General features: G+C 71.4%; 2 protein-coding genes and 1 pseudogene. 1 reads left to right on the top strand and 2 read right to left on the bottom strand.

The window, feature by feature from the left end; genetic code table 11:
• A partial coding sequence (locus ASF38_RS18655) for an MFS transporter (RefSeq protein WP_235497363.1) occupies nucleotides 1–340 on the bottom strand: 340 nt, incomplete at its 3' end.
• Nucleotides 341–612: 272 nt separating this feature from the next.
• Here ASF38_RS18655 and ASF38_RS03010 point away from each other — a divergent pair.
• The gene (locus ASF38_RS03010; protein ID WP_056556230.1) at nucleotides 613–1320 is read left to right on the top strand and encodes a GAP family protein; all 708 of its coding nucleotides are present in this window, start codon (nucleotides 613–615) and stop codon (nucleotides 1318–1320) included.
• A 3-nt stretch (nucleotides 1321–1323) separates the two neighbouring features.
• Here the strand turns inward: ASF38_RS03010 and ASF38_RS18650 are convergent.
• Nucleotides 1324–2089: pseudogene (locus tag ASF38_RS18650) on the bottom strand (trehalose-6-phosphate synthase); the annotation flags it as partial.

The following is a 2089-nucleotide window of genomic DNA, read 5'->3' as shown; positions in this document are numbered from 1 at the left end:
CCACGACCCAGGCGCCCGCCAGCACCGACGGCTCCGTGGGTCCGGCGAACATGAGCGCGAAGAACACCGCCAGCAGCAGCCCGCCCCGCAGCAGGAAGGGGCGGCGTCGGCCCTGGGGGTGCGTCGAGGCGTCGCTGATGCGCCCCGCGATCGGGTTGAGCACCACGTCCCACGCCTTCGGCAGGAAGACGATCACCGCGGCGACGACGGCGGCGATGCCGAGCGTGTCGGTCAGGTACGGCAGGAGGAGGAGTCCCGGGACCGTGCCGAAGGTGCCCGTGGCCACGCTGCCGAGCGCGTAGCCGCGCCGGACCCGCGGGGGCAGCGGCGTCGACGTCATGGCGGTCAGGCTAGGCGAGGCCGGGGCCACCGGCGGTCCCACGCGTCTCGACGATTCCCAGGTCGACCTGGGAATCTCCCGTTCCGCACGGATTCCTCACCCCTGCACGGGTTGCTCTCCGTGCGGGTGTGAGATCTCCGTGCCTCCGATCACCCGTGCAGGGTGCGCGGACTCGGCCGGCACGGCGGGACGGTGGGCGAGATGACGTGACGCGATGCGATGTGGCACGGTCGGCGTGGGGCGCGCGACGTGGCGCGCGGGAGGGGGAACGCATGACGTGGGCGGAGCTCGCGGGTCTGGCCGGTCTCGCGCTGGTCGACAGCACCAGCTTCGGCACGCTGCTCATCCCGCTCTGGATGCTGCTCGCGCCGCGAGTTCGGCCGGGTCGGGTGCTGCTGTTCCTCGGGACCGTCGTGGTCTTCTACTACGCGGTCGGCGTCCTGCTGCTCCTCGGCATCGACGTCGCCGTGGAGGCGGCCTCCGACCTCGGTGGAGCGCTCGCGGACAACCGGCCGCTGACGATCGCCCAGCTCGTGGTGGGCGTGGGACTGTTCCTCTGGAGCTTCCGCGTCGAGAAGAAGGCCAAGGAGCAGTCCGGACCGAGTCCGCGCGCCAGACGCTGGCGTGCGGCGCTGCAGGGCGAGGGCGTCCCCGTGCGCACGACCATGGGCATCGCGCTCGTGGCCACCGTGCTCGAGGTCGCGACGATGCTCCCGTACCTGGCCGCGATGGGCCTGCTCTCGCGTGCCGACGTCGACCGTCCGGTCCAGCTGCTCGTGCTCGTGGGCTACGTGCTCGTCATGGTGCTGCCGGCCCTCGTCCTCCTCGTGCTCCGAGTCGCGGCCTCCCGACTCGTGGAGCCGTGGCTCGAGCGGGCCGACGCCTGGATGTCGGCGCGCACGGGCTCGATGATGAGCTGGGTCATCGGCATCGTCGGCTTCTTCGTCGGCATCGACGCGTTCGACCGGCTCTTCGGCTGACCGTCAGCGCCGACGCGTGCTCGTCTCGGGGTTGCTCCGCGCGGGCCGGGGCGTCTTGTCGTGCGTGCGCCTGACGTTGCGCAGGTCGTCGAGGAAGCTGTTGGCCCACGTGTCGATGTCGTTCTCGACCACCTGCTTGCGCATGGCCTTCATGCGGCGGTGGCGTTCCTTCTCGGGCGCCTGCATGGCCTCGACCAGGGCCTCCTTGAGGCCGTTGATGTCGTAGGGGTTCACCCGGTAGGCGTGGCGCAGCTCGGCCGCTGCGCCAGCGAACTCGCTGAGCACCAGCGCGCCGTCGTCGTCGTAGCGGCACGCCACGTACTCCTTGGCCACCAGGTTCATGCCGTCGCGCAGCGGTGTCACGACCATGACGTCGGCGGCCCGGTAGAGCGCGGCCATCTCCTCGCGCGGGTACGACGCGTGCAGGTACGTGATCGGCTGGGCGCCGATGCGGCCGACGTCGCCGTTGATGCGGCCCACGAGCCGGTCGATGTCGTCGCGCAGGATCTTGTACTGGCCCACCCGCTCGCGCGACGGCGTGGCCACCTGCACGAACACCGCGTCCTCGACGTCGACGGAGCCCTCGGTGATGAGCTCGCCGAAGGCGCGGAGCCGCTGCCGCAGACCCTTGGTGTAGTCGAGGCGGTCGATGCCGAGCAGCACGCAGCGCGGGTTGCCGAGGCTCTCGCGGATCTCCGCGGCCCGGGCCGCCACCTCAGGTCGTCGGGCCATCTCCTCGAAGCCGGCGGAGTCGATGGAGATCGGGTAG

It is taken from the genome of Aeromicrobium sp. Leaf272, assembly GCF_001422865.1.
Classification (GTDB): domain Bacteria; phylum Actinomycetota; class Actinomycetes; order Propionibacteriales; family Nocardioidaceae; genus Aeromicrobium.
Note: the sequence above shows the minus strand (reverse complement) of the source record. Positions and strands in the feature narration are given on the sequence as shown.